Annotated in this window: 27 protein-coding genes; 22 read left to right on the top strand and 5 right to left on the bottom strand. The window is 61.7% G+C overall.

The window, feature by feature from the left end:
* Positions 1-7: 7 nt before the first annotated feature.
* Positions 8-733, bottom strand: a complete 726-nt coding sequence (locus VNS12_RS03870; RefSeq protein ID WP_325486525.1) for a Crp/Fnr family transcriptional regulator — start codon at positions 731-733, stop codon at positions 8-10.
* Between the two features lie 324 nt (positions 734-1,057).
* Here VNS12_RS03870 and VNS12_RS03875 point away from each other — a divergent pair, with 324 nt between their 5' ends.
* Positions 1,058-1,606: a response regulator gene (locus VNS12_RS03875; protein WP_325486526.1), complete on the top strand. Its 549-nt coding sequence runs from the start codon at positions 1,058-1,060 to the stop codon at positions 1,604-1,606.
* Here the strand turns inward: VNS12_RS03875 and VNS12_RS03880 are convergent.
* Positions 1,586-2,479, bottom strand: coding sequence for a helix-turn-helix domain-containing protein (locus tag VNS12_RS03880; protein ID WP_325486527.1), 894 nt, complete (start codon positions 2,477-2,479; stop codon positions 1,586-1,588). The genes VNS12_RS03875 and VNS12_RS03880 overlap by 21 nt on opposite strands.
* A gap of 160 nt (positions 2,480-2,639) precedes the next feature.
* On the opposite strand from VNS12_RS03880, the gene VNS12_RS03885 reads away from it, so the two are divergent.
* The 6 genes from VNS12_RS03885 (at position 2,640) to VNS12_RS03910 (ending at position 8,669) form a co-directional block, all read left to right on the top strand.
* On the top strand, positions 2,640-3,863 hold the full coding sequence (locus VNS12_RS03885; RefSeq protein WP_325486528.1) for an amino acid ABC transporter substrate-binding protein: 1,224 nt from the start codon (positions 2,640-2,642) through the stop codon (positions 3,861-3,863).
* 67 nt (positions 3,864-3,930) lie between these two features.
* Positions 3,931-4,806: a branched-chain amino acid ABC transporter permease gene (locus VNS12_RS03890; RefSeq protein WP_325486529.1), complete on the top strand. Its 876-nt coding sequence runs from the start codon at positions 3,931-3,933 to the stop codon at positions 4,804-4,806.
* On the top strand, positions 4,803-5,765 hold the full coding sequence (locus VNS12_RS03895; protein WP_325486530.1) for a branched-chain amino acid ABC transporter permease: 963 nt from the start codon (positions 4,803-4,805) through the stop codon (positions 5,763-5,765). The genes VNS12_RS03890 and VNS12_RS03895 overlap by 4 nt, the downstream gene beginning before the upstream one ends.
* Complete coding sequence (locus VNS12_RS03900) at positions 5,762-6,490, top strand: ABC transporter ATP-binding protein (RefSeq protein WP_325486531.1); 729 nt, start codon at positions 5,762-5,764, stop codon at positions 6,488-6,490. Before VNS12_RS03895 ends, VNS12_RS03900 begins: the two co-directional genes overlap by 4 nt.
* Positions 6,483-7,199: an ABC transporter ATP-binding protein gene (locus VNS12_RS03905; protein ID WP_325486532.1), complete on the top strand. Its 717-nt coding sequence runs from the start codon at positions 6,483-6,485 to the stop codon at positions 7,197-7,199. Before VNS12_RS03900 ends, VNS12_RS03905 begins: the two co-directional genes overlap by 8 nt.
* A gap of 18 nt (positions 7,200-7,217) precedes the next feature.
* Positions 7,218-8,669: an aldehyde dehydrogenase gene (locus tag VNS12_RS03910; RefSeq protein WP_325486533.1), complete on the top strand. Its 1,452-nt coding sequence runs from the start codon at positions 7,218-7,220 to the stop codon at positions 8,667-8,669.
* A 92-nt stretch (positions 8,670-8,761) separates the two neighbouring features.
* On the opposite strand, the gene VNS12_RS03915 is transcribed toward VNS12_RS03910, so the two are convergent.
* The gene (locus VNS12_RS03915) at positions 8,762-10,468 is read right to left on the bottom strand and encodes a thiamine pyrophosphate-requiring protein (RefSeq protein WP_325486534.1); all 1,707 of its coding nucleotides are present in this window, start codon (positions 10,466-10,468) and stop codon (positions 8,762-8,764) included.
* 294 nt (positions 10,469-10,762) lie between these two features.
* Between VNS12_RS03915 and VNS12_RS03920 the strand changes: the two genes are divergently transcribed.
* The 4 genes from VNS12_RS03920 to VNS12_RS03935 are packed head-to-tail and all read left to right on the top strand — an operon-like array spanning position 10,763 to position 14,491.
* Positions 10,763-11,815 (top strand): TRAP transporter substrate-binding protein, encoded by a 1,053-nt coding sequence (locus VNS12_RS03920; RefSeq protein ID WP_325486535.1) that lies wholly within the window; start codon positions 10,763-10,765, stop codon positions 11,813-11,815.
* A gap of 11 nt (positions 11,816-11,826) precedes the next feature.
* Positions 11,827-12,348 (top strand): TRAP transporter small permease, encoded by a 522-nt coding sequence (locus tag VNS12_RS03925; protein WP_325486536.1) that lies wholly within the window; start codon positions 11,827-11,829, stop codon positions 12,346-12,348.
* 28 nt (positions 12,349-12,376) lie between these two features.
* Complete coding sequence (locus VNS12_RS03930; protein ID WP_325486537.1) at positions 12,377-13,699, top strand: TRAP transporter large permease; 1,323 nt, start codon at positions 12,377-12,379, stop codon at positions 13,697-13,699.
* Between the two features lie 21 nt (positions 13,700-13,720).
* Positions 13,721-14,491 (top strand): IclR family transcriptional regulator, encoded by a 771-nt coding sequence (locus tag VNS12_RS03935; RefSeq protein ID WP_325486538.1) that lies wholly within the window; start codon positions 13,721-13,723, stop codon positions 14,489-14,491.
* A gap of 6 nt (positions 14,492-14,497) precedes the next feature.
* Here the strand turns inward: VNS12_RS03935 and pcaQ are convergent, their stop codons facing one another.
* Positions 14,498-15,412 (bottom strand): pca operon transcription factor PcaQ, encoded by a 915-nt coding sequence (gene pcaQ / locus VNS12_RS03940; RefSeq protein WP_325486539.1) that lies wholly within the window; start codon positions 15,410-15,412, stop codon positions 14,498-14,500.
* A gap of 96 nt (positions 15,413-15,508) precedes the next feature.
* On the opposite strand from pcaQ, the gene pcaD reads away from it, so the two are divergent.
* Genes pcaD through VNS12_RS03965 form a run of 5 tightly spaced genes read left to right on the top strand, consistent with a single transcriptional unit; the run spans position 15,509 to position 19,141 of the window.
* The gene (gene pcaD / locus VNS12_RS03945) at positions 15,509-16,327 is read left to right on the top strand and encodes a 3-oxoadipate enol-lactonase (RefSeq protein WP_325486540.1); all 819 of its coding nucleotides are present in this window, start codon (positions 15,509-15,511) and stop codon (positions 16,325-16,327) included.
* Positions 16,314-16,721: a 4-carboxymuconolactone decarboxylase gene (gene pcaC / locus VNS12_RS03950; RefSeq protein WP_325486541.1), complete on the top strand. Its 408-nt coding sequence runs from the start codon at positions 16,314-16,316 to the stop codon at positions 16,719-16,721. The genes pcaD and pcaC overlap by 14 nt, the downstream gene beginning before the upstream one ends.
* Positions 16,714-17,466 carry a protocatechuate 3,4-dioxygenase subunit beta gene (gene pcaH / locus VNS12_RS03955; protein WP_325486542.1) on the top strand — a complete coding sequence of 251 codons (753 nt, stop codon included), beginning with the start codon at positions 16,714-16,716 and terminating at the stop codon, positions 17,464-17,466. Before pcaC ends, pcaH begins: the two co-directional genes overlap by 8 nt.
* Entirely contained in the window at positions 17,466-18,077 is a 612-nt protein-coding gene (gene pcaG / locus VNS12_RS03960; protein WP_325486543.1) for a protocatechuate 3,4-dioxygenase subunit alpha, read from the top strand. Before pcaH ends, pcaG begins: the two co-directional genes overlap by 1 nt.
* A complete protein-coding gene (locus tag VNS12_RS03965; protein ID WP_325486544.1) occupies positions 18,077-19,141 on the top strand; it encodes a 3-carboxy-cis,cis-muconate cycloisomerase in 1,065 nt (354 codons plus the stop codon). The genes pcaG and VNS12_RS03965 overlap by 1 nt, the downstream gene beginning before the upstream one ends.
* Before the next feature lie 10 nt (positions 19,142-19,151).
* On the opposite strand, the gene VNS12_RS03970 is transcribed toward VNS12_RS03965, so the two are convergent.
* The gene (locus tag VNS12_RS03970; RefSeq protein WP_325486545.1) at positions 19,152-21,287 is read right to left on the bottom strand and encodes a heavy metal translocating P-type ATPase; all 2,136 of its coding nucleotides are present in this window, start codon (positions 21,285-21,287) and stop codon (positions 19,152-19,154) included.
* Positions 21,288-21,353: 66 nt separating this feature from the next.
* Between VNS12_RS03970 and VNS12_RS03975 the strand changes: the two genes are divergently transcribed.
* From VNS12_RS03975 to VNS12_RS04000, 6 genes are all read left to right on the top strand, one after another.
* Entirely contained in the window at positions 21,354-21,803 is a 450-nt protein-coding gene (locus VNS12_RS03975) for a MerR family transcriptional regulator (protein ID WP_325486546.1), read from the top strand.
* Between the two features lie 118 nt (positions 21,804-21,921).
* Positions 21,922-22,746: a 3-methyl-2-oxobutanoate hydroxymethyltransferase gene (panB, locus tag VNS12_RS03980; protein WP_325486547.1), complete on the top strand. Its 825-nt coding sequence runs from the start codon at positions 21,922-21,924 to the stop codon at positions 22,744-22,746.
* Positions 22,743-23,630: a pantoate--beta-alanine ligase gene (gene panC / locus VNS12_RS03985; RefSeq protein ID WP_325486548.1), complete on the top strand. Its 888-nt coding sequence runs from the start codon at positions 22,743-22,745 to the stop codon at positions 23,628-23,630. Before panB ends, panC begins: the two co-directional genes overlap by 4 nt.
* 87 nt (positions 23,631-23,717) lie before the next feature.
* Positions 23,718-24,695, top strand: coding sequence for a class 1 fructose-bisphosphatase (locus VNS12_RS03990; RefSeq protein ID WP_325486549.1), 978 nt, complete (start codon positions 23,718-23,720; stop codon positions 24,693-24,695).
* Positions 24,696-24,906: 211 nt separating this feature from the next.
* A complete protein-coding gene (locus VNS12_RS03995; protein ID WP_325486550.1) occupies positions 24,907-26,073 on the top strand; it encodes a pilus assembly protein TadG-related protein in 1,167 nt (388 codons plus the stop codon).
* Positions 26,074-26,241: 168 nt separating this feature from the next.
* Positions 26,242-26,382, top strand: a 141-nt coding sequence (locus VNS12_RS04000) for a GTP-binding protein (protein ID WP_325486553.1), incomplete at its 3' end; no start/stop codon positions are given.

The raw sequence follows: 26,382 nt of genomic DNA on the forward strand, positions 1-26,382 counted from the left end.
CAAAACGTCAACGGGGGCGGGCAGGAACGCGCAAGTGCAGATATTGGAGCGAGAACAGGCCCAATTGGGCCAGGGCATCGAAATCGAAGAGTTCGACGATGCCGGAGTGAAACGCAATCAGGTTCAGGCGACGCAGTTCCTGCAAAGTCCGGTTCACGTGGACGGTGGAGAGGCCCAGCGCATCGGCCAACTCGCTCTGGGTAAGGGGCAAGGGAAAGCGGTGGCCATCATTGCGGCCTACCGCCGCCAGCCGCAGATAAGTTTCGCACAATAGATGCGCGACCCGCTCGATGGCGGAGCGCTTGCCAATGCTCACCAGCCATTCACGGGAAATGGATTCCTCGATCAGCGTCGTGCTCCACAGGGCGCGGGTGATCCGGGGTGCGGTTTCGAGCAGGGCGAACAGGCTCGCGTCTGGGATTGCGGCAATGCCAAGCGGCGAGAGCGCCGCCAGCGGTGACAGTTCACCGCCAAGCACGAACCGGCGCAAATCGATGACGTCACCCGCAACCAGCAAAGAGATGATCTGTCGCCGCCCGTCGGGGAGATCGCGGTAACGGCAGGCAAAGCCATCGACAAGGACATGGATGTGATCCCTGGCGAGCGTGCCCGCAAGATCGGACCTGCGACCGGGGATGCGGAGCACGCGGACAGGCAGTCCGAGCAGACCGGTTCGGTCGGCCTGATCGAGCGGAAGATGGCTTTGCAGCCGGGCGACAAGTAACTCGGTCAACTGGCGCTCCGGGTCATCTGACGCTGGGATGGAAATCAAAGTGCCAGGGTGCAGGGGCTGTGAGGGGAGGTGTCATAGGGTGATCGTGCCGCTCCGCAATTAACGTTAACGCAGGTTAAGAGACAAAAATGTAGCGCGGCCTACACCTGTGTTCGACCGCACCGGGCCACTGTCAACGAATTTGGCGAAGGCGTGTTCCGCAGTCTCAGCCGTGCAACGAAAGCTTGGGCCAGCACTTGTTATCAGGACAGCAGAGGAGGGTGCCGTGGTGGCGATGATGGCGGCGGTGGCGGCAACATGAGCGGGCGGGGCGACGAGGGATTCTTGAATTCTCTTGCCGGAAAATGCGTACTGGTGGTGGAAGGCGACCAGGCGCTGGCCCGCGCGGTCTGCGATGATCTGAGGCGCTATGGGGTCGAGGTACTCGGGCCCGCGCCCACCGTCCACTATGCGAGCCTGATCATCGGTAAACGCCGTCTTGACGGGGCAATCGTCGACGTGAAGGAATTCGGTGCGGAGGTCCTGCACCTGGTCGAGACCCTGATGGGCTATGGGGTGCCCATGGCGTTCGTCATCGCGCGGGGCAAGGAGGCGATGGCGGCGCGGTATCGCTCGATCGAGACGCTGACGAGGCCGCTCAATTTCGAACAGTTGCGGCGCAAGATTGCGGGCTTTCGCCCGCAAACGCCGGTGCGCGCGACGCCTGCCCCGAAGGGATTCCGGGCTGCTCGTTCAGTCCGCATCGCAGCGGTGAATACACGGAACACGGCCGAGGACCACTGGTCGAGACTGTTGCTCAAAGCCATGCGGATGGCGCGAGAGGCAAGGGGTGAGCCCGAGTCGCGTGGCCCATCAGGGCCAGGCGGCGAATGAACCCGAAATCCGCGTTTGGCCGCGGACGAAATCTGCCCGGTACTGCCTGGGAGATTTTGAATTGAGGCGCTTGAAGAAGCGGCTGAAATAGGCCGGGTCCTCAAAACCCAGAACCGAGGCGATCTGTGCAATGTGCATGCCGGAGGTTTCCAGCATCTGGCGGGCCTCGGTGTGCAACCGCGCATGGATGATGGCGAGGGGCGAACGGCCCGTCGCCCGCTGGACGGCGCTGTTGAGACGATCGGTGGTAACGCCCAGATAGGATGCATAATCGGCCACGGTCCAGTGGCTGCGCATGCGCTGATCGACCAGCCGCAGGAAATTGGCGACGATGGCGCGCGGCGCGGGTTGGGGATCGACCGGTACGAGATCGGAATGCCGCCAGAGCAGGATGCACACGATGGCCAGATGATGGCGGACCATTTCCTCGGCGCCGGTATGGCCATCGCGCAATTCGGTTTCCATGACTTGCATCAGGATGGCGAGCCGGTCGGCCACACTGCGGTCGATCCGCGTTCCCAATTGGGGGCGGGTCGCAAGCCGCCTGAGATCTTCGCCGATATTGCCCGGGAGGACCAGTTGCCCCAGCACCGCTTCGCCAATGGCCAGCCACGCGCCACGCGAACCGGCATGGAGCGTGAGCGTGGCGCCCTGTCCGACGGGAATCCAGACGAGAGTGGGGGCCTGCAACAGCGCTTCCTCGCCCGCGTGGCGGACTGTTCCGGTGCCAGCCACCAGGACGAAGATGCGGTTGCGCCGCCCGTGCAACGACCATTGCGCGGTGTCGAGCGTAGAGCCGATGGCCTGGGTTTCAAGTTCGAGGGCCCGGTCCAGACGGCTTCGGGGTGAGGCCGCCGACAGGATCGTGTTCATCTTGAAGCCTCCAACTTATCGTCCACGCTCCGCCAAAAGTACAAGTTTCTCTGCAAAAAGTCTATTCTGGCAGAGGGACCAGCAGGCTAATCTGGCTTGAGCGCTGGAAGAGGAGAATTCCCGGGCGCGTGATTGCCCGATTGGGCGAGAGGAGGACTTCATGACATTGATTTCCCGCAGGCATGTCCTGCGTACCATCGGTATTGCCACAGCCCTTCTGGCCGGGGTCAGCTCCGCTGCCGTCCATGCGCAGGACCGTACTTCGGTCAAGATCGGCTATGCCGTTTCGATCACTGGCGGCAACGCCGGGGGCGCAGGCATCACCACCATTCCAAACTATCGCCTCTGGGTGCATGAGGTGAACGAAGCCGGCGGACTGGAACTGCCGGACGGATCGCGCCTGCCCATCGAGGTGGTCGAATATGATGACCGGTCCTCGGCAGAAGAGGTTGTGCGGGCCGTCGAACGCCTCGTTACCCAGGACGAGGTCGATTTCGTCCTGTCGCCCTGGGGGACAGGGTTCAATCTCGCCGTTGCGCCGCTGCTGGACCGGTTCGGGTATCCGCTGATCGCTTCGGCCGCTGTGACCGATCGTGCCGCCGAATTCGCCGAGCGCTGGCCGGGCAGCTTCTGGCTGTTGGGCGGGGGCGCCGACTATGCCGGAGCGCTGGCTGAAGTGCTCGGCGAAGCCCATGCGGCGGGCGAGATCAACGCCGATGTGGCCGTTATCTCGGTTGCCGATGGCTTTGGTATCGATCTGGTCAATGCGGCCCGAGAAACGTTCGCTGCCGCGGGCCTCAACATCGTGATGGACCGCACTTATCCGCCGGGGATCACGGATTTCTCGCCGATGCTCAACGAGGCGCAGTCCTCGGGTGCCGACAGTTTCGTCGCCTTCTCCTATCCGCCTGAAACCTTTGCCCTTACCCAGCAAGCGCAGGTTGCGGCCTTCAATCCCGACGTATTTTATCTCGGGGTGGGGACGCCGTTCCCGACCTATATCGGGGCCAATGGCGACAATGCCGAAGGCGTGCTGAGCCTTGGAGGCATCGATACGTCCAACGCGGCGCTGATGGATTATCGCCAGCGGCACGAGGACTTCATCGGGCAGGCCCCTGACTTCTGGGCGTCGCAGATGACCTATGCCGGCCTCGAAATGCTGGAGGAAGCGATCAAGCGGGTTGGGCTCGACCGTGAGGCGGTGTCCTCGGAGCTCTCGACCGGTACTTTCACCACCATCCTGGGTGAAACGAAGCTGGAGAATAACCAGTTGCGCGACCTGTGGTGGACCGGGCAGTGGCAGGATGGCGTTTTCGTCGCTTTGGAACCTTCTGACCGTGAAGGCGCCAGCGAAATCCGGCTGCCCAAGCAGCCCTGGAAGTAAAGACTTAGGCTCCTGCGCCCGGAAACGGGCGCAGGGCCGCCAAACGCATACGAGGACAGGCATTGCCATGCTTCTGACAGCGCTCATCTCCGGTCTGGTTCTGGGGGGGACCTATGCGCTGGTCGCCATGGGCCTCACGCTCCAATACGGCATCTCGCGCATCATGAATCTGGCCTATGGCGAGATCACGATTTTCGCCGCTTTCTCCGCCTTCATCCTGTTTTCGACCTTCGGCATCAATCCGCTCGTGGGGATGCTGATTGTGCTGCCCGGCGCGTTTGCGTTCGGCTATCTCGTTTATGGGATCATGATGCAGCCGCTGGTGAAGCGGTCGGCCAGGAGCGGCACGCTTGAGGTGGATTCGATCCTCGCGACATTCGGGCTGATGTTCGTCATTCAGGGCATCATGCTGGTCTGGTTCGGCTCGAACTACATGAGCTACAGTTTCCTCAATTTCGGCGTGAACGTTTTGGGCTCCAACATCGCCGCCAACCGGCTGCTGGCGTTTGCGATGGCGGTGGTGATCGGGGGCACGCTGTATGTGCTGCTCACCCGATCGCGCTGGGGGACGGCCATCCGCGCGGTGGCGGTGGCGCCCGCTTCAGCGCCGCTGGTCGGTATTGATGTCAACCGCACGGCGCGGTTTGCCTTTGCGCTCGGCACCATGCTGGCGGCGTCGGGCGGGGTGATGATTTCCATGTACCAGACGTTCACCGCGTCGATGGGGGTCGTGTTCACCATGAAGGCGCTGGTCATCGTGATCATGGGCGGGCTAGGCAATCTGCTGGGCGCGCTGGTGGCGGGGTTGTTGCTGGGCGTGGTGGAAACGATGGTCGCAACCTATGTCGATCCGGGACTGACGCTGGCGGCGACCTATGTCATTTTTCTTGCCATATTGCTCTGGAAGCCGTCTGGCCTGTTCGGAAAGGCGGCGGGACGATGATCCGTATCGTTGGTGGATTTGGGCTTGCGGCGCTTGCTCTGGCCGCGCTGGCGTGGTTGCCGACCCGGTTTGGGGCCTATGGCGTGGGGCTGTTGCTGGGCATGACCGGCTACGTCACGCTGGCCAGCGCCTGGGCGCTTTTCTCGGGCCCGACCCGCTACATCTCGCTGGCGACCGTCGCGTTTTTCGGGATCGGTGCCTATACGGTCGCCGTGCTCAGTGAGAGCCTGCCCTATCCGCTGGTGCTGGCGATTGCGGGGGTGATCGGGCTGGTGGTGGCGCTTGTCGTGGGGCTGGCCACATTGAGGCTGGTGGGGATCTATTTCGTGATCTTCACATTTGGGCTCGCCGAACTGATCCGGCAGTTGGTCACCTGGTACGAGGTGAACGTCACCGGGACGCTGGGACGGTACATTTTCCTGCCGATCAGTTCCGAGCAGATTTACTGGCAGTTATTGGGCCTTGCGGCGATCACCATCGCCATCGGGTGGTGGATTTCCCGCTCGCGGATCGGGCTGGCGCTCAAGGTGATCGGTGATGACGAAACCGTCGCCGCCCATACGGGGATCAATATCGCGGGGGTCAAACTGGCCCTGTTTGCGGTGAGCGCCACCATCATCACGCTTGTGGGGGCGATCCAGGCACCGCGCTGGACCTATGTCGAACCTTCGATCGTGTTCAATCCCACCATCTCGTTCCTGACGCTGATCATGGCGCTTCTGGGCGGTGCGAACCGGTTGTGGGGGCCGATGCTGGGTGCGATTCCGCTGTTCTTGCTGTTCGAATGGCTCAGCGCCAACTTTCCGAACCATTATTCGATTATTCTCGGCCTGATGTTCATCGCAATTGTCTTTGTCGTCCCCCGTGGTGTGCTCGCGTTTTTCGAGGATGCGCTAAAGCAGGTTCGTTCGCGCCGTGCTCCTGAAGTGCCAGTTGAAGCAAGTGAGGCAACGCAATGACTGCGTTGATTGAAATCACGGGACTGAAAAAGCAGTTCGGCGGGCTGGCCGCAGTCAGTGATGTAAGCTTCGGCGTCAATGAGGGGGAAATTGTCGCGCTCTTGGGGCCGAACGGCTCAGGCAAGACGACGGTGCTCAACATGATTTCCGGCGCCCTGACGCCGACTGCCGGACATATCGCACTGGCCGGGGACACGATCTCCGGACTGCCGCCGCATAAGATCGCCCATAAGGGCGTGGCGCGGACGTTCCAGCTGGTGAAAATCCTGCCGTCGCTGACGGTGGCGGAAAACGTCATCGCGGCCCTGGCATTCCGACCGAATCCCCTTTGGGGCGCGCCTGCTCTGGAGCGAGCTTCGGACCTCTTGGCCGACGTCGGGCTGGCGGGGCGTGGCGGAGAACATGCCGACGACCTGACCTATATCGATCAAAAGCGGATGGAACTGGCACGGGCGCTTGCCGCAGAACCGCGCCTCTTATTGCTCGATGAATGGCTGTCGGGGCTTAATCCCACTGAGTTGGCGATCGGCATCGACCTGATCATGTCCCTGCGCGAACGGGGCATGACCATTCTTCTGGTCGAGCACATCATGGAGGCCGTCCGGGCGCTGTGCAGCCGCGCCGTGGTGATGAATGTGGGCAAGAAGATCGCCGATGGTCCGACCGCCGAAGTGCTCGCCGACCCGGGCGTGATCGCGGCCTATCTGGGAGAAGGCCATGCTTGAAGTCGTCAATCTGTCGCTGCACTATGGCCGTCACCAGGCACTCGATGACGTCACCGTCAGGATCTCCGAAGGTGAAACGGTCGTCATCCTTGGCGCGAACGGGGCTGGAAAGTCCTCTCTGCTCAAGGCGATTGCGGGGCTGGCCCGTCCAGACGACGGTTCGGCAATCCGGCTCGACGGGGAATCCATCGTTGGCATGGCGCCCCATCGGATACCTGAAGCCGGGATCGCGCTGGTGCCGGAAGGCAGGGGCGTGTTCGGCGATCTCACCGTCGCCGAAAATCTGGTGCTGGGCGCCAACCCCCGCCGGGCGCGGGCCACGGAGACCGAACGCAACGCGCTGATCTACGAGCTTTTCCCGCGCCTTGCGGAACGCCGCAAACAAATGGTGCGCACCATGTCCGGCGGCGAACAGCAGATGGTGGCGATCGGACGGGCACTGATGAGCAATCCCAGATATCTGATGCTCGATGAGCCCAGTCTAGGGCTGGCTCCGATTGTGGTGACTGAATTGTTTGGGGCGCTGCGGCGCATCAAACAGACCGGCGTTGGATTGCTGCTGGTCGAACAGAATGTATCGATTTCCCTTTCAATCTCGGACCGAGGCTACTTGATGGAAACGGGCCGAATTGTTGGAGAAGGTGCCGCCGAAGCGCTCAAGACTGATGCGGCGGTTCAACAGGCGTTTCTTGGCGGCACAGCCGCTTGATCTGGAAAGGAAAGTGCGATGGATCAGCTTGGATTGCTCATTGCAAATGAAGATCATGGGGCGACGGGCGGGGCGGTGTTCGAGCGGCTCAACCCTATTTCCGGCGAAGTCGCCACGCTGGCCGCTGCCGCCACGGTAGAGGACGCCCAGCGGGCCGCCGATGCCGCCGCCGCCGCGTTTCCGGAGTGGTCGCGCACGTCGCCAAAAGAGCGCCGCACGATCCTGCTCAAGGCCGCCGACCTGCTTGAGGCAAAGGGCCCGCGGTTTGTCGAGGCGATGGGATCGGAAATCGGGGCCACGGCAGGCTGGGCGATGTTCAACGTCACGCTCGCCGCAGACATGCTGCGCGAAGCTGCAAGCCTCGTGACGCAGATCAAGGGCGAAATCGTGCCTTCCAACCGTCCGGGGAGCCTCGCCATGGCGGTGCGGCAACCGGCAGGGGTAGTGCTGTCGATGGCACCGTGGAATGCGCCGGTTATCCTGGGCGTGCGTTCTCTGGCGACGCCCCTGGCCTGTGGCAATACAGTGGTGATGAAGACCTCCGAACTATGCCCGCGCACCCATCGGCTGATCGTTGAAACCCTGATTGAAGCGGGCCTGCCCAAAGGCGCGCTGAACGCAGTGTCGAACGCGCCAGAAGATGCCGCCGAGATCGTCGAAACGCTGATCGCGCATCCGGCTGTGCGCCGGGTCAATTTCACCGGTTCGACGCGGGTCGGACGGGTGATCGCGGAAAAGGCTGGCCGGCACCTCAAGCCTACCTTGCTGGAATTGGGCGGGAAAGCGCCCTTTGTCGTGCTCGACGATGCCGATCTCGATGCGGCAGTGGCGGCAGCAGCTTTTGGCTCGTACATGAACCAGGGCCAGATCTGCATGTCGACGGAGCGGATCGTGGTGATGGATACCATTGCCGACGCGTTTGTCGAAAAGCTTGCGAAAAAGGCCAAGACCCTGATCGCTGGCGATCCACGGCAGGGCAACACGCCGCTCGGCTCGGTGGTCGACGGCGGGGCCGCGCAGCGGATCGAGCAGTTGATCAAGGATGCGACCGCCAAGGGGGCCGTGCTGGCAGCGGGTGGCCGGGTCGAGGGTACAATCATGGATGCCACCTTGCTCGACAAGGTCACCCCATCGATGCGGATCTATGGCGAGGAATCGTTTGGACCCGTGGTTACCGTGGTGCGGGTGAGCAGTGTCGACGAGGCGGTGCGCGTCGCCAATGACACGGAATATGGGCTGTCGTCCGCTGTGTTCGGCAAGGACGTCAACCGCGCGCTGGCCATTGCCCGCCGTATTGAAAGTGGCATCTGCCACGTCAACGGACCGACGGTCCACGACGAGGCGCAGATGCCGTTTGGCGGTGTGAAGGCATCGGGCTATGGCCGGTTCGGCGGCAATTGGGGCATTGCCGAATTCACCGAACTGCGCTGGGTGACCGTGCAGGATGGCCCGATCCACTACCCGTTCTGATCGGCGGGGTAGATCAAGAAAGGAGAGGACAAATCTTGTCCTCTCCTTTTGGTTTGGGGGCTGCGCATCCAGTGGATGATCAGTCCTGCACTCTAGTTCCGGATAGTGACGTCGAGCAGCGCCAGAGTGCGGTTGGTCGCGATATGGTCGAGCGCCTCGGCAAGGGCGATGTCGAGCGTATCGGCATCGGGCACCCGTCGCGCGAAGGCCCGGCTGGCTTCGGCCACCTTGACGAAATCGGGGATGGGGCTGAGCCCCGTCAACGGCATCTGATTGGTTTTCGATGCGTAGCCCTGGGGGTAGATATCGAGCACCGAGTGCCGCACCGCCGCCCATTCGGCATTGTTCATGACAATGACGAGCACCGGAAGGTCGAGCGCTTCAGCGATCTGATGGCAGGCGACGGGGTTGGCGAACATGTAAGAGCCGTCTCCCAGAGTGGCGACCACCAGTCGGTCGGGTTCGGCCAATTGCATGCCGAGCGCCGCCGGAAAGGACCAGCCCAGTCCGCCCGCATGGGGCTCCTGATACCAGGCGCGGTGATGGCTGAGAGTCATCGCGGGCATCGGGCAGCCGCGTTCCGACAGGAGCACAGCATCGCGACCGGTAAGGGCCTGGGATATTTTCAGCGCGACATAATCCGCCGACATGGTGCCATCGCGACCTTTCTCGGCGTTAGCGATGGCGGTTTGGCGGCTTTCGCCGTTGCGTGCGACAATCTCCGAACGGCGTGTGGCGACGGTGGAACCGGGTTCGGCCTCCTCAAGCGCGGTGCACAGGGCAAGGACGCCGTCAGCCAGTTCGCAGGCGGTGGTGATGTCGGCGCGGAAATTGCGGATGGGCATTCGCGCCTTGAGTGGGTCAGGGCCGATATGGGCCACTGTCGCGTCCGGACGGACCGCATGGGCCTGCTGCGACCAGGGCGCGAGCGAATCGAGGACGATGACCAGATCGGCCCTGTCGAGCAGCCAGGAGGGATCGACCCCGGCATACATCGGATGGTCGGTCGGGATGGCAATCTGGAGCGCCCAATAGTGGCACACGGGAATGGCCCAGCGTTCGGCGAGTGCTGAAAGGGCAGCAAAGGCATCGGCGCCGCCGGCACCGTGCTGGGCGATGATCACAGGAAATTGCGCCTTGCGTATTGCATCGGCAAGCCGGGAAATCTGGCTTGCATCGGGCGCGACATGGACCGGCTGCATGGTGAGCGGCAGGTCGAGATCGTCATTGGCATAGGGCTCGCACAGAACCTCGCGCGGCAGGGCCGCATAGACCGGCCCCTTGGGCGTCGAATTGGCGATGGCGTAGGCGCGATCGACCAGAGCCCCGGCCTGCTCGGGAAAGCGCAGTTCATAATCCCATTTGACCGCCTCGCGCACGAGGGCAGCCTGATCGCGCATTTCCTGACCCCAGCCGATCGGGACAGTGCGCGCGCCGAAGCGCCCGGCCTCGGTGACCGGCGTGCGGCCGGAAAACAGCAAGACAGGGATGTTCTCGACGGCGGCGTTGATCGCGCCGGTGGCGCAATTGGCGAGGCCGACATTGGTGTGAGCGATCACCGCCTGTGCGCGGCCCGTTGCCAGATAATATCCATGCGCCATGCCCATGGCGGCGTTTTCGTGGGGCATCACCAGCGCCTGGGGCAGGGGCACATCCTTGGCCGCGGCCTCGGCGAGGCCCTCGATGATGGGCGGGAAATCGGTGCCGGAATTGGCGAAGATATAATCAACGCCAACCGATTTGAGGCGCGCCAGCAGCGCGCCACCGGCGGTGAGGGTCAGGGGTTCAGGAGTTGGCATGGCATATTTCTATATTTGAAATTTTGATATCTTATTTAGGGTGTCGCAGGGCATCGGTTTCGTCAATCGTATAAATGCAGAATGCATGGGATGAATAGTGGATTCATGCGGTTTGCTGAGGGCAGGGACGATGTATTGCGATTGCTTTGCGATAAAGCATGAGCGGCAGGTAATGAGTTGCAGTGGAAAAGTTATTTTACAATGTGATCGCGAATGCTCTAAAAAAGTAATTGTCGATGCTAATTGAAAATGCGTCTAGACTATCCCTTGGGAGAGGGTGAGGAGGAATTCATCATGAGACTTTCCATCAGTCGCCGCGCCGCGTTGGGCGCGGGCGCGCTTCTTGTATCCACGGCGCTTGCCGGGCCGGCCTTCGCGCAGGCGGAGTTCAAATTCACGCTGCATCACTTTCTTGGGCCGGGCGCTCCAGCGCAAACGCAAATGCTGGAGCCGTGGGCCGAACGGATCGAACAGGCGTCAGACGGGCGCGTGGAGATCGAAATCTATCCGTCGATGTCTTTGGGAGGGACCCCGGCGGAACTGATCCGGCAGGCGCGCGATGGCGTCGTCGATCTGATCTGGACGCTGAACGGATATTCGCCGGGGCTGTTCCCGCGCACCGAAGTGTTCGAATTGCCCAACATTCATACCAACGATCCCGAAGCCACCAATATGGCGATCGCCGATCTGTTCGATGAGTATCTCGCCGAGGAGCATGTGGGCGTGAAAGTGCTGTTCCAGCACGTACATGCGGGGCAGGCGATCCATATGGCCTCCAAGGAAGTGCGGACGCCCGAGGATCTCGCCGGGACAACGCTACGCATTCCAACGCGCACCGGGGCCTGGGTGGTCGAGGCGCTGGGTGGAAACCCGGTGTCGATGCCAGTTCCGGACTTCCCGCAGGCATTGTCGCGCGGGGTTGTCGATGGCGGGCTCGTGCCCTGGGAGATCATCCCGGCGCTGCAATTGCAGGACCTGACCGAGTATCAGATCGAACTGGCTGACAAGGGGCGTCTGGGCGCCAGCGTGTTCCAGGTGTCGATGAACCTTGATCGCTGGAACGGTCTGCCGGACGATATCAGGCAAATCTTCCTCGATAATTCCGACGAGGACTGGCTGCACGAAGTGGGGCAGATCTGGCGCGATATCGACGAGGAAGGCATTGCAATCGCCATCGCGGCGGGCAACCACCATGTGACGTTGACGCCTGAGGAAAGCGCCGCGTTCACCGAGGCCATGGAGCCGGTGGTGGAGCGCTGGGTCGATGAGGTCGGCGGACAGGGTTCGATTGACGCGCAAGCGCTGGTCGATGCGGCCCGCGCGGCGGTTGCGGCCCACGCCAAGTAAGGAGAACGCTCATGGCGACGGCGCTCAAACGACAAGCTGCAGTTCGGTTCATTCGCGATCTAACGCGTTATTGGGCCTTGCTTGGTGGGCTTGTCATCTTAGGCGTCGTCGCCGCCAACGTTTACAGCGTGGCGTTGATCATGCTGTTCAACCGGCCGTTTCCGGGGGTTTATGAGATCGTCCAGGTGGGGACGGCGGTGGGGATGTTTATGTTCCTGCCTTATTGTCAGGTGACCGGCTCTAACGTGACCGCCGATATCTTCACTTCCGGCATGGGGCGGCGCACTGTCGTGGCACTGGCGGGGCTCGGAGCGGCGTGCGGAGTGGCCTTCGCCGGTATTCTGCTCTGGCGCATGAGTTATGGCCTGATCGATCAGATGACGTACCGGGAAACCACTGCAATCTATCAGTTCCCGCTCTGGTACGCCTATATCCCGATCCTTGTGTCCCTGGCGCTGTTTGTTCTGGCGGGTATCGCCAATCTCATGCAGTCGACCTACGGCGTCGTGCCGGAAGAAGCCGAGTCGGCGTAGCCTCAACCCGAACACATCGGAACCTTCAATGACTTCACAACTGGTAGTCGGGTTGCTCGGACTCGCCGTCATGGTTGGCATGATCGCCATCCGCATTCCCATCGGCTATGCCATGGCCGCCGTCGGCATGGGGGGCATCCTGATCCTGTCAGGGCCCGCCATCCTGTTGTCCCAGCTCAAGACCCTGGCTTACGGCACCTTCTCCAATTACGACCTGTCCGTGGTGCCGCTGTTTATCCTGATGGGCCATATCGCCACCAAGGCGAAATTATCCCACGGACTGTTCAGGGCGGCTAATGCGTGGTTTGGCCGGTTAAGAGGTGGGGTTGCAATGGCGGCCATTGCTGCTTGTGCCGGGTTTGGTGCGGTGTGCGGCTCGTCTCTGGCCACGGCTTCGACGATGGGCAAGGTGGCTCTGCCTGAACTGCGGCGTTACAATTATTCACCCGCTCTGGCGACGGGAACGCTGGCGGCTGGCGGCGTGCTTGGCATTTTGATCCCGCCTTCGGTGGTGCTGGTCGTTTACGCGGTAATCGTTGAGGCAAATATTGTCACGATGTTTGCCGCCGCGCTCGTTCCCGGCCTGATCGCCGTGGTCTTCTTCATGATCGTCATTGCTATCTACACATGGATCGTGCCGGAAGCCGGGCCGCGCGGCGGAGCGGTGAGCCGGGAAGAGCTGATCCGGGCTACGATCGGCGTTCTGCCCGTAGTCGTGGTGTTCGGGCTGGTCATCGGCGGCATTTATGCCGGGTTGTTCACGCCAACGCCGGCAGCGTCGATCGGTGTGTTCCTGGTGCTGCTTTATGGTGCAGTGCGGCGTCTGCTGGGTTGGAAGGACGTGTTGGATGCCATCCTGGAGACAGCGAAAACATCAGGCATGATCTATTTGATCGTGCTGGGCGCGGAACTGCTCAAGATATTCATGTCGCGGGGCGGAGTTCCGCAGGCCGCGGCCCACATGATGCTGACCTCGGGGCTTGAACCCTACGTCATCCTGATTCTGCTGCTGGTGGCGCTGATCGTGCTCGGATGCCTGATGGACTCCCTGTCGATGATCATTCTGGCCATGCCGTTCTTCTGGCCGGTGATCGCGCAACTCGATTTCGGTATGAGCCTCACCGATACCAAGGTTTGGTTTGGCATTCTCGCTCTGATCGTCGTCGAGCTGGGGCTGATAACGCCGCCTGTAGGGATGAACGTCTTCGTCATCAATTCCATGGCGCGAGACGTGCCGATGATGGAAACGTTCAAGGGCGCCATGCCGTTCTTTCTGATCGAATTGGTTCGCGTTGCACTTTTGCTGGCTTTTCCGGCGATCGTGTTGTTCTTTCCGGCCATGATGGGATAGTCGGGCGAGCGAGCGAGACGATTGGCGACACAGTTAAACAATTCGGTTTCAAAAGCGTTCGATATCCTGCGGCTTTTGGGCCGGGGCAGGGAGGTGGTGTCGGCGGCCGATGTGGTGGCCGAGCTGGGCATGAATGCTGTTACCGCCCATCGCTTCCTCAAGACGCTGGAGGCCGAAGGCGCTCTGGTCCAGGCGGCAAAGGGCAGCTATCGGCTCGGCTATATGCTGGTCGATCTGGGGGATCGGGCGCTCGAACAGGATCGGCTCGGACAATTGCTCCAGCCGCTGCTGGAGGACGTGACCCGCAATCTGCGGGAAGCCTCGATGGCGACGATCTATCAGGCGGGAATGGTGGTGTGCGTTGCCCGGGCCCGCTCGCAGCGCTCCCTGTCGGTGGATATTCGTGTCGGCGACAAGCTGGAGGCCTATTGCACGGCGCATGGCAAGATGTGGCTGGCGCATATTTCTGCGCGTGAGCGAGAGAAATATCTGTCCTCGCTGCGGTTTACGGCGATGACCGGCCGAACGATCACCAGCCGGGACATGCTGGAAGAGGAAATCGAGCTCTCCAGAAAGCGGGGATTTTCTTATAATCTGGGCGAACGCGAGGAGGGTATCACAGCGATCGCAGTGCCGGTGCTGACCCATGGCGGGCGCATGGTGGCATCCTTGTCGATGTTCGGGCCGACATCGCGGATCGATCGCGAAACGCTCGATGCGGCCATCGATCGTCTCAAGGCGGCAGCGGCGGAGGCGGCTCTGGTGCTGTACGGCAAGGGGCTGACCGAGTAGCTGAACTCAGTTTTCGAGATCGCGGGAAATTTCCCGTACGATGCGGCAAAGGATGTCGAGGGACGCGTTGCCCTGGACTTTTTCCCGCGTGGTGAGCCCCACCGCGCCCCGCGTTTCGGATGTGTCGACCGGCAGGGGAACGAGGCGTCCGGCGGCCACGTCCCGGGCAATAACACCATCGGAGATCACCCAGACTGCGTCGGTTTCTTCGACGAAAACCCGGCCGAACGCGTCCGATACGGTTTCGATGGTGTGGGGGAGTTCGGCCATTCCGTGGGCCAGCAGATAGCGGTCGACGAACGGGCGGATGACGGAGCCGACCGAGGGCATGAGGATCGGGTATTCGCGAATGCGTCCGAAATCGAATCGCGGCTCGGCCAGAAGCGGATGGCCGGCGCGCACCACGAAATGGACCTGCTCGGAATATAGATATTCGAACGACAGGCCGATCATCTGTTCGGGGGCGGCGAGACGGCCAATCACCAGATCGAGGGTTCCGGTGCGCAATTGTTCGAGCAGGACCTGATTTTCGCCGGTGACGATCTTGACCGGACTTTCCGTGCCCTCTGCAAGGAAACGGACCATCGCCCGGGGCATGATCCGCGCCGATACCGTGGGCAGGGCGCCGATGCGCAGCGGCGGGCCGACATGGGCGCGATCGAGGCTGTCGATGCCTTGCTGGATGGCGGCAACGGAGGCCCCGGCGTGACGCAGGAATACCTCGCCGTATCGAGTAATCCGCACCCCGCGCCCGTCCTTTTCGAACAGTTTTTTGCCCAGGATAGTTTCGAGTTCGCGGATGGTTTTGGTGACTGCGGGCTGGGTGACGCCCAGAATCTGGGCGGCACTGCCGATGGAGCTGTGCCGGGCAGCCTCGATAAAAGTCCGGAGGTGGCGAAAACGAACGCGGCTATCGGTCATCGGCAAATCCATGATTGCTGGGTTATGTATAGCGGCAATAGTTTCATTTTACAAAACTATTTGGCTGCACCAAGGTGGATGCGTTGGAGGACAGAAATGAACAGCATGCGGCTTGGCGATCTCGTCTTGCACTATCGGTTCCGTCCGGCCCGTCCGGGGGCGCCGACTATCGTTTTTATCAATTCTCTGGGCACCGATCTGCGCATCTGGGACAGGGTGATCGGCGGGCTGGGCGCAGATTGCGGTACGCTCGCCTATGACAAGCGCGGGCACGGGCTGTCGGAAACGGGGGCGACGCCCTATTCCATTGCCGACCACGCCGGAGACCTGGCCGGATTGATGGACGGGCTGGGCATTTCCGGTGCCGTGATCTGTGGGGTGTCGGTGGGCGGGCAGATCGCCCAGCAACTGTATTTTGACCGGCCCGACCTGATTGCAGGACTGGTGCTGTCCAACACGGCGGCAAAGATCGGGACGCCGGACTTCTGGCACAACCGGATTGAAACCATTTCGCGCAGCGGGCTCGAAGCGGCGACGGACGGCATCATGGAGCGCTGGTTCAGCGCCGCGTTTCGTGGGTCCGGCGCGCCGGAATATGCCGTGGCGCGGACCATGTTTGCCCGCCAGCCGATCGAAGGATATCTGGCGACCTGTGCGGCCATTGCCGGTTTTGACCGGAGCGGCGACAGCGGACGGATTGCCGTTCCGGCTGCTGTGCTCGTCGGCTCCGAGGACGGCGCGACGCCGCCCGACCTGGTCGAAGGGTTTTCGCACAGCCTGGCGGACAGCAGTTTTGGGATCATCGAGGGCGTGGGGCATCTGCCCTGTATTGAAGCGCCCCGACAGGTGGCCGATGCGATCGGCCAGCTTGTGGAACGATTGAAGGAAAGGAGGATGCGCGATGCCGCATCATGACGGGCCCTCGGCCCGCTACGAACAGGGAATGGCGACCCGGCGCAGCGTGCTGGGCGAAGACTATGTCGACCAGAAAGTGGCGGCGACCAGCGAGTTCGAGAAACCCTACCAGACGCTGATTACTGAAGCGGCGTGGGGGCATGTGTGGTCGCGTTCCAACTGGGACAAGCGGCAGCGCTCGATCGTCACCATCGCACTGCTGGCCGGGCTCGGGCATTACGAGGAAATGGTGATGCATATCGAGGCGACCGCGCGCACTGGCGCTACGCAAGACGATATTCGCGAGATCCTGCTGCATGTGGCAATTTATGCGGGCGTTCCGCACGCCAACCACGCCATGAAGCTGGCACGGGAAGCGCTGGATCGCATGGGGAAAGGAAATGGCGATGAGTGAGAGGCTATCGAATGCACGGGCCGAGGCCGCGGCCTTCATGGAGCGCGATTACAGCCAGCATCCGCCCGCGTTCACGCCCGGCTACAAGTCGAGCACCTTGCGGGCGCCAAAGCAGGCCCTGATCAGCTATGCCAGCACCCTGAGCGAAAAGACCGGGCCGGCATTCGGGCACAATATGCTCGGGGAGCTCGATAACGATCTGATCGTGAACTTCGCCCGCCCCGGTGAAGAGGCCATCGGGCAGCGTATCGTGGTGCACGGCTATGTGCTCGACCAGAACGCGAGGCCCGTGCCCAACGCGCTGGTCGAATTCTGGCAGGCCAATGCCGGTGGTCGCTATCGCCACAAGCGTGAAGGCTATCGCGCGCCGCTCGATCCCAATTTTGGTGGTTTTGGGCGCACCGTGACCGATGAGAACGGATATTACTGGTTTCGCACCATCAAGCCGGGGCCCTATCCGTGGCCCAATGGCGTCAATGACTGGAGGCCGGCCCATATCCACTTCTCGCTGTTCGGATCGGGCTTTGCCCAGCGCCTGATCAGCCAGATGTATTTCGAGGGCGACCCGCTGGTGCCGATCTGCCCGATCGTCAATACTATATCGGATAAATCCGCCATCGATCGTCTGGTCGCGCGGCTGGACATGAACAACGCAATCCCTATGGATTTGCGCGCGTACCGGTTCGATATGGTGCTGCGTGGGCGGCGTTCGACCTTCTTTGAAAATCGTCCGGAGGGAAATTGATGACGAGGCCGATCGAGTACCTGAAGGAAACCGCATCACAGACGGCGGGCCCTTATGTGCATATCGGGATGACCCCCAATGAGTATGACATCACGGGCGTTATTGCTGAAGACCCGGGCGTCACCGTCATATCGGATGGGGTGAAGGGCGAGCGGATCACCGTTCAGGGCCGTGTGCTGGATGGCGCTGGAAAGCCGGTGTTCGACTGTGTCGTCGAAATCTGGCAGGCCGATGCCAATGGTATCTACAACAGCCCGGCGGAGCATCGTGCGGGCGTGGACCCCAATTTTTCGGGCTGGGGACGGCAAGCGGCGGGCGAGAACGGCGAATTTTCGTTCGAGACCATCAAGCCAGGGCCGGTTCCCGCGCCGGGCGGTGGGTTTATGGCACCGCACATCACATTCTGGATCGTGGCGCGTGGCATCAATCTGGGGTTGCAGACGCGGATGTATTTTTCCGATGAAGATGCAGCCAACAAGGGCGACCCTATCCTAGCCAAGGCCCGGATGGTGGGCCGCGATCATACAATGATCGGCAGCAGGGAAGGGAGCACAGTAACTTTCGATATTCACCTTCAGGGTGAAAGCGAAACCGTGTTCCTGGATATCTGATGGCCCTTTCCGCGTTCGACCATCCGATCCTGTCCGGCCTGTTCGGCGATCCCGAACTGGCCGGGTTTTTATCCAAGGACGCTGATATCGCTGCCATGGTGGCGTTTGAGGCGGAACTGGCGGAGGCGCAGGCGGATTGCGGGATCGTGGCCCCCGAGGCAGCGGCCCGGATTGCCCGTCTCGCCGAGACATTTGTTCCCGATATTGAGGGGCTGCGGCAGGGACTCGGGCGGGACGGGGTGGTTGCGCCGGAACTGGTTCGGCAGATGCGCGGGGTGCTGGAGGGCGAGGCGGCCCGTGTGCTGCATCTTGGTGCGACCAGTCAGGATGTGATCGACACCAGCCTCGTCATACGGCTCAAATCCATCTGTGCGATTTTGGACAGTCGAATTGCCGGCATCGCGGGGCGGCTCGACGGGTTGTCCGAACGGTTCGGTGACCGGCGAGTGATGGCGCGGACGCGGATGCAGGACGCCCTGCCGATCGCGGTAGCCGACCGTATTGCCGATTGGCGGTTGCCCCTGGCGCGTCATCAAGACCGATTGAAACAGCTGCTGCCGCGCTTGCTGGTGGTTCAGTATGGCGGGGCGGTCGGAAATCAGGAAAAGCTTGGGGCGGAGGGACCGCGTGTCACAAAGGTTCTAGCCGAAAAGCTCGGGCTCGGGTTTTCAGAAAAGTCCTGGCACAACCAGCGCGATGCCGTTGTCGAACTGGCGGATTGGCTCAGTCTCGTCTGCGGCAGTCTGGGCAAGATCGGGCAGGATATTGCCCTGATGGCCCAGAATTCTATTGGCGAGATCACACTGGCCGGAGGCGGGGGGTCATCGGCCATGCCGCACAAATCCAACCCGGTGGCGGCTGAAGTGCTGGTCTCTCTCGCTCGCTATACAGCGGGGAGTTCGGGGACGATGGCGCAATCCATGGTGCACGAAAACGAGCGCTCAGGTGCAGCGTGGACACTGGAATGGCTGGTGCTGCCGCAGATGATCCTCGCAACCGGCAGCGCGCTGTTGCTGGCTGACCGGTTGCTGGGTTCGGTGGAGTCGATGGGCGAAGCCTCTTAGGGTCTTGCCTCTATCGCTGGCTCTTCCACGCCAATAGCCGCATGGCGTTGGCGGTGACCAGGACTGTCGCGCCGGTATCGGCGAGAATGGCTGGCCACAGGCCGGTGATCCCCAGAAGCGTGGTGATCAGGAACACGACCTTGAGCCCCAGGGCGATGGTGATGTTTTGCTTGATATTGGCCATTGCGGTGCGCGAGAGGCCGATCATGGCCGCTACGCCGTCCACGCGACTGTTGAGGATCGCCGCGTCGGCGGTTTCCAGCGCCACGTCGGTACCGCTGCCCATGGCGATCCCGACATCGGCGGCGGCAAGGGCGGGGGCGTCGTTGATGCCATCGCCGACCTTGGCGACCACGTGCCCGTCCTGCTGCCAGGATTTGACGATCGCCTGCTTGTCATCGGGGAGCAGGTCGGCATGGGCTTCAATGCCCAGATCTGCGGCAATGGCTTTTGCGGTGCGGGCGTTATCGCCGGTGAGCATGACGGCCGTTACGTTTTGGGCGCGCAGGGCGGCGAGGCCGGTGATTGCCGTGGGACGGGGCGTGTCGCGCATGGCGATAAGGCCCGTGGCGGTATCATCGATCACAAGGACGGACACGGTTTTACCCTCGGCATTAAGAGCATCGATGCGCTGTTGCGTGGCGTCCGAGATTGGCGCATAAGCCGCCGCCGCGCGGGCGGAGCCGAGGAACGCAGATTGCTCGCCCACAGTGCCCGACACGCCTTTGCCGCCATGGGCGGCTCCATCGTCGATCCAGGGCCAGACAATCCCATCCATTTGCGCGCGTTCGAGAATGGCGAGTGCCAGGGGATGGTTTGAGCCAGCTTCCAGCGCGGCAGCGATGGTGAGAACGTTCTGTTCCTCTCCTTGCAGGGCGACAATGTCGGTTACCTCGGGCTTGCCTTCGGTCAGCGTTCCGGTCTTGTCAAAGCCGACCCGATCGACCTTGCCGAGTGTTTCCAGCACCGCGCCGCCTTTGACGAGAAGCCCATTGCGAGCGCCGGCAGAGAGGGCCGCGGCGATGGCGGCCGGGGTGGAAATGACCAATGCGCAAGGGCACCCGATCAGCAGTAGCGCAAGGCCCTTATAGACCCACTCGTCCCACGACGCGCCGGTGACAAGGGGCGGCAGGACAGCAACGAGCAGCGCGACCAGCATGATCGCCGGTGTGTAATATTTTGAAAACCGATCGATGAAACGCTCGGTTGCCGCTTTGGCTTCTTGCGCTTCTTCGACCAGCCTGATCACTCTTGCGATCGTGTTGTCTGCCGCCGCTGCGGTGACCGCAATGCGCAGCACGGCATCGTGATTGATCGTGCCCGCGAAAACAGCATCGCCGATACCTTTGGCCCGGGGAACGGATTCGCCGGTCACCGGGGCTTCGTCGATGGAGCTTTCGCCGGCGATGATCTCGCCATCTGCCGGTATCCGGTCGCCCGGACGAACCACGACGATATCGGACACGGCAAGCTGTTCGGCAGGGATTTCGTGGGTGTGGCCCTCATGTTCGCGCATGGCGATGTTGGGCACGAGGTCGGCAAGGGCGCGGATCGAGGCGCGCGCTCGTCCTGCAGCGACGCCTTCGAGCAGTTCGCCGACCAGAAACAGCACCACAACCACGGCAGCTTCTGCGCTGGCATCGATGACGATGGCGCCGACGGCAGCAACCGTCATCAGCGTCTCGATGGAAAAGGGCGTGCCGGCCCGCGCGGCGGCCAATGCGCGGCTGGCGATCGGAATGAGGCCCACCAGCACGGCGGCGATGAATCCCCACGGATGGAGGGCTGGAACAAATTGTTCGGCGACGAAGGCGACAATCAGTGCGATGGCGCACACAATGGTCAGCCGCGCTTTGCCGGTTTTCCACCATGGACCATCGGGCAGGTGGGCATGGCTGGACAGCGGAGCGGCAGCGCCATTTGGCGCGGTCGGCGTGACCGTATATCCCATGGCCCTGACACTGCGTTCAAAAGACGCCAGATCGGCTTCGACTTGATGATCGAGGGTGACCGTGCCGTTAGCGACCGAGACTGAAGCCTCGGAAATGCCCGCAATCCGGCGTGCGGCGGTCTCGATCTTGGCGGCGCAGCTTGCGCAGTCCATGCCTTCGACGCGCATGCGGGTTTTGATCAACGGCTCGGTCATCGTCTTGCTCCAATTGCGATGACACCCTATCTAGTTCCTATAGCGACTATAGGAGCAAGAGGAAAAATGCAGACCGCAGTTTCGATCGGTCAGGCGGCCCGCGCCAGCGGCGTCAAGGTGCCCACGGTGCGCTATTACGAGCAGATCGGCCTGCTGCCGCTGCCGGATCGGACCGATGGCAATCGCCGCCTTTATGACCGGACTGATGTGGAGCGACTGGCCTTTATCCGCCATGCCCGGGAGCTTGGATTCGATGTCGAGGCCATCCGCAGGCTGTTGGCGCTGCAGGATGAGCCGGAGCAATCGTGCGCCGAAGCTGATGCGCTGGCCAAACAGCATCTGATCGAAGTGGAGCGCCGGCTTCGCAGCCTGATGGCACTCAAGGCCGAACTGGAGCGGATGGTCGAAGGCTGCACCCAGGGCAAGGTGGAATCGTGCCGGGTGATCGAAATTTTGGCCGATCACGGCGAGTGCCGGCATCACGATCACGAAAAGCCGCTTTCAGGCCTAAAATAGGTGTGGGGCGCATATCTTCCGTCGAAGGTCCGGTTTCGGGCTGCGTCACGATGCGCTAAGAGGGCGGCGAAATTCGAGCAGGTCACCGCTGGCTCGGACCAATTTGGGGAGAGATCGGATGACAGAGACCGGGTCAACGAGGCGTCCGATGACGCCACCGGCGATCAGGGCGCGCAAGGGCGGGATGCCTATCGTGTGCCTGACCGCTTACACGACGCCGATGGCCCAACTTGTTGATAAGCATTGCGATCTCGTGCTTGTGGGCGACAGTGTGGGTATGGTTTTGCACGGTTTGCCCGATACGCTCGGGGTCACCCTCGACATGATGGTCCTGCATGGCAAGGCGGTGCGCCGCGGATTGAATTCCGCGCTGATGGTGGTGGATATGCCGTTCGGATCGTACGAAGCGAGCCCGGAAGAAGCGTTCCGCAATGCGGCGCATCTGATGCGCGAAACCGGTGCGGAGGCGGTCAAGATCGAGGGCGGCGAGCAGATGGCGCCGACCATCCGGTTCCTGTCGCAGCGTTCGATTCCCGTGGTGGCGCATATCGGTTTGACGCCACAGGCGGTCAATGCGTTTGGCGGATACAGGGTGCAGGGGCGTGGGGCTGAGGCGGAGCAGGTGTTGCGCGACGCGCATGCGGTCGCGGAAGCCGGGGCGTTTGCGGTGGTGATCGAGAAGGTGCCAGAGGCGCTGGCCCGGCAGATCACCGAGGACATTGCGGTGCCGACCATCGGCATCGGCGCGTCCGCGGCATGTGACGGGCAGATTTTGGTGGTGGATGATATTTTGGGAATGTTTGTGGATTTCCAGCCCAAATTCGTCAAACGTTTTGCGCAATTGGGCAATGATGCCGAAAGCGCGATTGCCGCTTATGCCGAGGAGGTGAGGGTTCGCAGCTTTCCCGCCCCGGAGCATCTTTTCAGCGATTCCAATCCATGACCAGGATCGTCCGGACCGTTGCCGACCTGCGCAGCGTGGTGGCGCAATGGCATGATAGCGGCGATCGGGTTGCCGTGGTACCCACCATGGGCGCGCTGCATGACGGGCACATGGCGCTTGTGCAGGCGGCACGAGACATGGCGGAGCGGGTCATCGTTTCCGTCTTTGTCAATCCAAAACAATTCAACGATGCCAATGACTTGGCCAAGTATCCAAGAGACGAGGAAGCTGACTTCAAACGGCTTTCCGCCGGGGGTGCGGACCTGATGTATGCGCCGGATGCGGGGGAAATCTATCCCGACGGCTTTGTGACCAAGGTCAGCGTTTCCGGGCTGAGTGAAGGGCTGTGCGGCGCTCATCGGCCGGGGCATTTCGACGGGGTGGCGACGGTTGTGGCCAAGCTGCTGCTCCAGACGCGTGCGGATGTCGCGTTGTTTGGGGAGAAGGATTATCAACAACTGGCTATAATCAGGCGGTTAGTGCGCGATCTTGATATAGAGGTTGAGGTTGTTGGCGTCTCGACCGTGCGGGAACCGGATGGGCTGGCGTTGTCGTCGCGCAATGTCCGGCTGGGCGAAAACGCGCGCAAAATTGCTCCATCGCTGGCGGCGGCGCTGATGACGGCGGCGCGAAATATCGAGGCAGGACAAGAGGTTAGTCAAGCTATCGCGGAGGCAAGACAGGCGGTGCTGGCTGCGGGATATGCAGAGGTCGAGTATCTGGAATTGCGCGACTCGGACACGCTGGAACGGGTCTCAAAGCTCACCAAACCGGCCCGGTTGCTGGTGGCGGCGTGGCTCGACGGGGTGCGGCTGATCGATAATGTTGCCCTGACGCCGGAGGCTAAACCCCCGATGTCCAGGCCAAATGTTGATGGAAAATGATGGCAGGATGTGAAACTTTCGTTGGAGTGGACGCAAAGATGATGGCTCATTAATCAGGGGCCGACCTGATCACGTTGGAATGGGCCGATGGTACGCAAAACTCTCAAGAACTGGATTGATGACCGCAGGATCGATGACGCCATCGGAACCGTTTTTTCGCTGGTGGCCGATTGCGCGTTCGACATCTCCAAGGCGCTGAAGGCGGCGTCGATCGCGGGCGACACCGCCGCCGAACAGGACGTAAACGTCCAGGGCGAGGTGCAAAAAAAGCTCGACGTGGTCGCCAACGACATTTTCCTGGACCGGGGACGGAACAGCGGCGTTCTGGCGGCCATGGTTTCGGAAGAACTCGACGATATCGAACTGGTGCCGGAAGCGGGCAATGCGCAGCTGGCGCTGGTGTTCGACCCGCTGGATGGCTCGTCCAATCTGGAAATCAACGGTGCGGTCGGGTCGATCTTCTCGGTGCTCGATGTGGGCGGTGCTGGCAGCGTCACGGCCGATGACGTGTTGCAGGCGGGTACACGGCAGCTGGCGGCTGGCTATGTGCTCTATGGGCCAGCGACGTTGATGGTGTTGACCACGGGGCAGGGGGTGGCGGTCTTCAGTCTCGACGAGGCGCAGGGCGAATTCGTTCTTGTGCGCGATGGGGTGAGCATCCCGGCAGACAGTGCGGAATTTGCCATCAACGCCTCGCGGCAATCGCAATGGTATGCACCGACCCGCGCGTTTATCGATGCCTGCATCGCAGGCAAGGCGGGGCCGTTCGGGAAAAGCTACAATATGCGCTGGTGTGCGGCGATGGTCGCCGATCTGCATCGCATTCTGACCCGGGGCGGGGTGTTCCTTTATCCCGAGGACGAAGGAACCAAGGACAAGGGCGGCAGGCTGCGGTTGTTGTACGAAGCCAATCCGATGGCGATGATCGTGGAAGCCGCCGGTGGGGCGGCAACGACGGGGACGCAGCGAATTCTCGATGTGGAGCCGGTCGATCTGCACCAGCGTATCGGCATCATCATCGGCTCGCGCAATGAGGTGGACCGGGCGCGGCGCTTTTATGAGTGAGGGTGCCTTACTTTAACATCGGGTAAACCTTTAGCCTCAGTTTTTCTGAAACAGCGTAAGTTTACTTAAAATCCATTCCGTTATCGTGTGCTCTGTCCGGGCTGGCTCTGTGCCGGCCCGATAGGCGTTAACGGCGCGCGCAGCGCTGCCAAGGGGTGCGGGCAGGCAAATGGGACGCGGACTGAGCAGCTTTCTGAGACGGGATGACGGCGTGGTCGCCATCATTTTCGCCATCATGGCGATACCGTTCATCGCGATGGCCGGATGGGCCGTCGATTATGTGCACTTGCAGCATGTGAAGGATCGGTTGCAGCTTGAGACCGACGCAGCGGCACTCAATGCTCTTCTGGAAGGCGCGCACGAGGATGATGTGTTCGCCGTCGCGAGAGGCCAATTTCAGGCACATTATAGCGGGGAATGGGCAGGCGATGCCACTTTCGATGGCGGATGGCTGAACGGTTCCGACATCGACTTTGAGGTCATTGGGGAGGTCGATGTGCCGCTCGCCTTCATCAAATTGCTCCCCGGAGTGGGGGAAACCCAGCATATCCGGGTTTCGGCAGTGGCGCGCGTGTCGAATCCTGACCTTCACTACAGTCCGCCTGAATTCGCCGCCCTTGAGTTCGAGGCGTGGGACTTCAACCGGCTGTGGCTCTATTGCTATTGGCCCGACCGGCCGCTCAACGATCCCAAGTTGCCCCGGCGCACCCAGATGGTGCCAATTGCCGATAATGGCGGCTCAACCTTCACCCCCGACCCGGGCGACCCCAAGGATGAGGATAACCCCATCAATGATGCCTTGCTGAAATCCAAGTACGAAAACCGCACTAGGCTGGGGCCGGAACATCTCGATACCGAGGTCGAAGGGGTTTGGCGGCCGATCAGAGGCGGGAGCATCGGGCAGCGCGAATACACCTATATCATGCCGCAATGTCCGGCAGGTTCGCATATGAGCATGCGCCTTGAGAACGTAGAGAACGCACTGGAGGATGTCCGGCAAAGGCGGGTGACTGCGGACCGTTGGGATAGCGGGGGCCGGCGGTTCAATCATTACACCGATACGGTCACGGAACGCGGCAAGGCAGACAGCCATACGGGGCTGACGAGCCTGAGACCGAACAAGGTTCTCGAAACGATCCACTGTGAGAGGCGCGAGCAGTGCGTGAGCCCCGATGGAAAGCCCGGTACGCTCATTCCTCGGCGGCAGACCAACCGAAATCCGCAGGAAGCGACAGTCGGATGCAGCCCCGGCCAGTACATGTATTACGGATGGGAAGACCGCGTTAACGGTGACCGGGACTTTGACGACATCCGGGTCGTGATGGCCTGTCCCACGGAAGTGCGCTCTGGCGAGCGTAACTCGCGCCTGCTCAGCTAGACGGTGTTGCGTAAGCCGTGGGTGATGGGGGGCCGGGCAGAGCGCTTTTGTATGCTTGCCGCCCCCCGTGCCGGTGTTCGGGGCGGCTAAAAGAAAAAGCACTTGTTTCCGTTCTCTTAACCGGGTAAACGCCCCGGCAGTTCTAACTCTTGATGTATGGTTGTGAGCATGGGCAAGGAAAAATTCAATCGCGGCAAACCGCACGTCAACATTGGCACGATTGGTCACGTTGACCACGGCAAGACGAGCCTGACTGCTGCGATCACCAAGGTTTTGGCCGAGAAGGGTGGCGCGACGTTTACGGCGTAC

The sequence above is a fragment of the Pelagibacterium sp. genome (genome assembly GCF_035555455.1).
GTDB lineage: Bacteria > Pseudomonadota > Alphaproteobacteria > Rhizobiales > Devosiaceae > Pelagibacterium.

Excerpts from the sequence above, each read along its gene's own strand:
- VNS12_RS03900 (WP_325486531.1), top strand. The coding sequence starts at position 5,762 with ATGACTGCGTTGATTGAAATCACGGGACTGAAAAAGCAGTTCGGCGGG.
- pcaG (WP_325486543.1), top strand. The coding sequence starts at position 17,466 with ATGACGAGGCCGATCGAGTACCTGAAGGAAACCGCATCACAGACGGCG.
- VNS12_RS03885 (WP_325486528.1), top strand. The coding sequence starts at position 2,640 with ATGACATTGATTTCCCGCAGGCATGTCCTGCGTACCATCGGTATTGCC.
- panC (WP_325486548.1), top strand. The coding sequence starts at position 22,743 with ATGACCAGGATCGTCCGGACCGTTGCCGACCTGCGCAGCGTGGTGGCG.
- pcaH (WP_325486542.1), top strand. The coding sequence starts at position 16,714 with ATGAGTGAGAGGCTATCGAATGCACGGGCCGAGGCCGCGGCCTTCATG.
- panB (WP_325486547.1), top strand. The coding sequence starts at position 21,922 with ATGACAGAGACCGGGTCAACGAGGCGTCCGATGACGCCACCGGCGATC.
- VNS12_RS03895 (WP_325486530.1), top strand. The coding sequence starts at position 4,803 with ATGATCCGTATCGTTGGTGGATTTGGGCTTGCGGCGCTTGCTCTGGCC.
- VNS12_RS03930 (WP_325486537.1), top strand. The coding sequence starts at position 12,377 with ATGACTTCACAACTGGTAGTCGGGTTGCTCGGACTCGCCGTCATGGTT.
- VNS12_RS03910 (WP_325486533.1), top strand. The coding sequence starts at position 7,218 with ATGGATCAGCTTGGATTGCTCATTGCAAATGAAGATCATGGGGCGACG.
- VNS12_RS03920 (WP_325486535.1), top strand. The coding sequence starts at position 10,763 with ATGAGACTTTCCATCAGTCGCCGCGCCGCGTTGGGCGCGGGCGCGCTT.
- VNS12_RS03925 (WP_325486536.1), top strand. The coding sequence starts at position 11,827 with ATGGCGACGGCGCTCAAACGACAAGCTGCAGTTCGGTTCATTCGCGAT.
- pcaC (WP_325486541.1), top strand. The coding sequence starts at position 16,314 with ATGCCGCATCATGACGGGCCCTCGGCCCGCTACGAACAGGGAATGGCG.
- VNS12_RS03990 (WP_325486549.1), top strand. The coding sequence starts at position 23,718 with ATGGTACGCAAAACTCTCAAGAACTGGATTGATGACCGCAGGATCGAT.
- VNS12_RS03975 (WP_325486546.1), top strand. The coding sequence starts at position 21,354 with ATGCAGACCGCAGTTTCGATCGGTCAGGCGGCCCGCGCCAGCGGCGTC.
- VNS12_RS03915 (WP_325486534.1), bottom strand. The coding sequence starts at position 10,468 with ATGCCAACTCCTGAACCCCTGACCCTCACCGCCGGTGGCGCGCTGCTG.
- VNS12_RS03970 (WP_325486545.1), bottom strand. The coding sequence starts at position 21,287 with ATGACCGAGCCGTTGATCAAAACCCGCATGCGCGTCGAAGGCATGGAC.
- pcaD (WP_325486540.1), top strand. The coding sequence starts at position 15,509 with ATGAACAGCATGCGGCTTGGCGATCTCGTCTTGCACTATCGGTTCCGT.
- VNS12_RS03890 (WP_325486529.1), top strand. The coding sequence starts at position 3,931 with ATGCTTCTGACAGCGCTCATCTCCGGTCTGGTTCTGGGGGGGACCTAT.
- pcaQ (WP_325486539.1), bottom strand. The coding sequence starts at position 15,412 with ATGACCGATAGCCGCGTTCGTTTTCGCCACCTCCGGACTTTTATCGAG.
- VNS12_RS03880 (WP_325486527.1), bottom strand. The coding sequence starts at position 2,479 with ATGAACACGATCCTGTCGGCGGCCTCACCCCGAAGCCGTCTGGACCGG.
- VNS12_RS03905 (WP_325486532.1), top strand. The coding sequence starts at position 6,483 with ATGCTTGAAGTCGTCAATCTGTCGCTGCACTATGGCCGTCACCAGGCA.
- VNS12_RS03965 (WP_325486544.1), top strand. The coding sequence starts at position 18,077 with ATGGCCCTTTCCGCGTTCGACCATCCGATCCTGTCCGGCCTGTTCGGC.